Origin of the sequence: Salipiger sp. HF18 (assembly GCF_011806505.1) — a bacterium.
Classification (GTDB): domain Bacteria; phylum Pseudomonadota; class Alphaproteobacteria; order Rhodobacterales; family Rhodobacteraceae; genus Salipiger; species Salipiger thiooxidans.
This window is the reverse complement of sequence record NZ_JAATOS010000388.1, coordinates 1-3,745: the sequence shown is the minus strand read 5'-3', so window position 1 is coordinate 3,745 and position 3,745 is coordinate 1. Positions and strand designations below refer to the sequence as shown.

3 protein-coding genes are annotated in these 3,745 nt (G+C 69.9%); 2 read left to right on the top strand and 1 reads right to left on the bottom strand.

What is annotated here, in order from left to right; translation table 11 throughout:
• Positions 1-102: 102 nt before the first annotated feature.
• On the top strand, positions 103-1,647 hold the full coding sequence (locus HC022_RS21035) for an ABC transporter permease (RefSeq protein ID WP_254885207.1): 1,545 nt from the start codon (positions 103-105) through the stop codon (positions 1,645-1,647).
• A gap of 68 nt (positions 1,648-1,715) precedes the next feature.
• On the top strand, positions 1,716-3,068 hold the full coding sequence (locus HC022_RS21030; protein ID WP_167453721.1) for a cytochrome P450: 1,353 nt from the start codon (positions 1,716-1,718) through the stop codon (positions 3,066-3,068).
• 341 nt (positions 3,069-3,409) lie between these two features.
• Here HC022_RS21030 and HC022_RS21025 read toward each other — a convergent pair.
• Positions 3,410-3,745 (bottom strand): FCD domain-containing protein (locus tag HC022_RS21025; RefSeq protein ID WP_167453720.1); only part of this gene is annotated, 336 nt, incomplete at its 5' end.

The following is a 3,745-nucleotide window of genomic DNA, read 5'->3' as shown; positions in this document are numbered from 1 at the left end:
TGGCGCTGCACGACGTGGCGCTGGCCCAGAACTTCGCCACGCGGCTGGTGGGGCTGCGCCGCGGCGGCATCCTCTTCGACGCGCCGGCGACGGAGGTGAGCGATGGCGACATCGCGGCTCTCTACGCCCACTGAGGCCCGCCGCAGCGCCCGCCGCGAGGGCTGGACCCGCCCCCGGGTGGTCACGCTCTTCCTCGCGCTGGCACTGCTGGCCCTGCCCTTCGCCGACTTCGGCCTCGCCGGCCACGACCCGGGCGCCGCGCTCTCGCGGATGCTTGCGGGCTTCCTGCGCCCCGATTTCGGCGCCGTCGAGCAGATCGGCCGCGCCATCTGGCTGACCGTGGCCTTCGCCGTCGCAGGCGTGGCGGCGGGGGCCTCGTCGGGGCTGGTGCTGGCGCCGTTCTATCACCTGCGCGCCGTGCGCTGGTTGTGCATCGCGCTGCGCTCGGTGCACGAGCTCTTCTGGGCGCTGATGCTGATGCAGATCCTCGGTATCTCGCCCCTGACCGGCGTGCTGGCCATCGCCCTGCCCTATGCCGGGATCTTCGCCAAGGTCTTCTCGGAACAGCTCGACGAGGCCGACCCGCGCCCGGCCGAGGTGCTGCCGCGCGGCACCGACGCGCTGTCGCGCTTCCTCTACGCCCGCGCGCCGCTCGCACTGACCGCGATGAAGCACTACACGCTCTACCGGCTCGAATGCGGCATGCGGGCGAGCGCCGTGCTGGGCTTCGTCGGCCTTCCGACGCTGGGCTTCCAGCTCGACAGCTTCTTCCGCATGGGCGACTACGGCGCCGCCTCGGCCATCATGATCTGCTACGTTGTGCTGATCGCCAGCGTCCGGCAGTGGATGCGCCCGGTGCTGGCGCCGCTCTGGCTGCTGGCCTCGGCGGTGACGCTGGCGCTGGTCAAGTCGCCGCCGATGGGCTCGGGCGCCCTGATGCGCTTCCTGACCGAGGACATCGTGCCCGCGCCCCTGCGCGACGGCTGGGACTTCACGGGGCTGCTGCACTGGCTGGCGCCGCTCGTCACCGACGAGATGCTGCCCGGCCTCCTCGCCACCTTCGTCGTGGCGCAGATCGCGCTGGCGCTGACCGGGGCGCTGGCCTTCGCGGGCTTCGGGCTGATCGTGCCCCGGGTCACGCCGCGCTGGGGCCGCGCGCTGGGACATCTCGGACTGGTGATCCTGCGCAGCTTCCCCGAGTACATGCTGGCCTACCTCTTTCTGCAGGTCTTCGGCCCCTCGATGCTGCCCGCCGTGCTGGCGCTGGCGCTGCACAACGGCGCCATCATCGCGCACCTTCTGGGCCGCGAGGGCGAGACGCTGCTGCCCACCCTGCGCCGGGATGCGCCCCGGGGGCTGACGCTCTGGGGGTGGGAGCTGGCGCCGCGGCTCTCGGGGCCGTTCCTCGCGCTCTGCCTCTACCGGTGGGAGATCATCCTGCGCGAGACCGCCGTCATGGGCCTGCTCGGCATCGCCACGCTCGGCTTCTACATCGACAGCGCCATGGCCGAGCTTCGGCTCGACCGGGCGGTGGTGCTGCTGATCGCCACCGGGCTGGTCACCGCGGGCATCGACGCGCTGTCGCGGGCATTGCGCCGCCGCACCGGCGCGGGGCTCTCGGGGCACACCCGCGTCGAGGGCTGCTGAGCCGGAGTTTGGCGGAGGCGCCGCCGCGGCCTATGTTGCAGGCAGAGCCCCCGCAACCGGACCGCCCCATGAACGCCTTCACACCGCCCTCCGTCACTCCGCCCGGCAAGCCGCTCGGCATTCTCGCGAGCCTCAAGGCCGTGCGGCGAAACGTGCTGAACATCATTCCGGCGATCTCCTACACCCAGCCCATCGTTACCGGGACCACCGGCACCGCGCGCTGGCACATGGTGCAGGGGCCCGAGGGGATGAAGCGCGTCTTCCTGGACAACGTCGCCAACTATCCCAAGTCCGAGGTCATGCTGCGGATGCTGCGTCCGGCGGTGGGCGAGAGCCTCTTCACCTCGGAAGGCGCGCACTGGCGCTGGCAGCGCCGGGCCATCGCGCCGGTCTTCGCCGCCCGCCATGTCGAGGCACTGGCCCCGGTGATGACCGCCACCGCCGACCGCGCCGCCGACCGGCTGGCCCGTGCCGGCGGCGAGGCCGAACTGGTGCAGGCGATGCTCTCGGCCACCTTCGATGTGATCTGCGACGTGGCGCTCTCCGGGCGCGAGCATTTCGACGCCGACGCCTATGGCGCCGCCATCACCCGCTATTTCCTGACCGTGGGGCGCGCCTCGCTGATGGATTTCCTCGAGGTGCCGCCATGGGTGCCCCGCCCCGCCGAGCTGCTCGGACGCGGCGCAGTGAAGACCATGCACCGGATGGTCGCCAGCGCCATCGACGCGCGGCGGGTGCAGGGCTCGGGGCCGCTCGACGACCTGCTCGACCACATGATGAAGGCCACCGACCCCGAGACCGGCCGGGCGATGTCGCCGCAGGAGCTTCTGCACAACATGCAGTTCTTCATCGTCGCCGGTCACGAGACCACGGCGCTGTCGATTTCCTGGGCGCTCTACCTGCTGGCCAATGACGCCGAGGTGCAAGAGCGCGCCCATGCCGAGGCGCGCGGCGTGCTGGGCGACCGGCCCGCGGGGTTCGAGGACCTCGCGCAGATGCCCTACATCGAGCAGGTGCTCGAGGAATCGATGCGGCTCTACCCGCCGGTGGGCTTCCTCGCCCGCAACGTGCTCGAGACCGACCGGATCTACGACCGCGAGATCCGCCCGCGCGAGACCGTCTTCATCAACACCTACGCGCTGCACCGGCACCGCGACTACTGGACGGCCCCCGACGTCTTCGATCCCGATCACTTCTCGCCCGAGGCCAGTGCCGGCCGGGACCGCTACACCTACCTGCCCTTCGGCGCCGGGCCGCGGATCTGCGTGGGCGCCAATTTCGCCATGATGCAGGCGCAGATCATTCTGGCGACGCTGCTGGCCCGCTTCCGCTTCACCCCTGCGGGGCCAGACCCCGAGCCGGTGATGCACATGACGATCCGTCCCGAACCGGGCGTCACGCTGGGCATCCGCGCGGTCTGACGCCGCACGGTTTTCGTGCATTCGGTCACAATTCGGACAATTCTTCTCCGTATCGCGGCGTACCAGCGCGACACTATCCCCGGATGGTGTGAATTCGTGCGAGGGTTCGCGCGGCCCGTAACGTCCAATGAACACGGGGGCATGGCGCCGGGCCGATGGGTGATCCTGCGTCCGGGTCACCGGCCGGGATAAGAAATACTTTGCGGACGACAAATGTTTTCAATTGGACGACGTGTCACAAACTTGTCTCACTTCAACGCAATCGAGACCGCTCGCAGCACGGGACACCCCACGACGCCATGCCAGCAACGACCCGAAATCCGCTCCGACCCGCGTACCGCTCAGGCGGTCAGCGCGCGCGTCAGGCGGGGCATCAGGGCAAGATGGCGGCGGATCACCTCGACCGCGCGCTCCTCGTCGTGGACCGAGAGCGCGGCGACCATCTCGCGGTGTTCCACCTCGATGATCTCGGTCTTGCCGACGCCCTGCCGCAACGACAGCATCGCGGCCCGGGACAGCGGCGCCTGGAGCCCGTCAAACACCTGAACCAGAACGGTATTTCCCGCCGCGGCAACAAGCGCCTGATGGAACAGCCGGTTGATCTCGACGCAGCCCAGAAGGTCTTCGGCCGGGGTCGACTCATGGGCTTCGCAGAGTTCGAGAAGCGTGTCCGGGAT

What these genes read in the sequence shown, in the direction of transcription:
- HC022_RS21035 (WP_254885207.1), top strand. Translation starts at nt 103, where the DNA reads ATGGCGACATCGCGGCTCTCTACGCCCACTGAGGCCCGCCGCAGCGCC.
- HC022_RS21030 (WP_167453721.1), top strand. Translation starts at nt 1,716, where the DNA reads ATGAACGCCTTCACACCGCCCTCCGTCACTCCGCCCGGCAAGCCGCTC.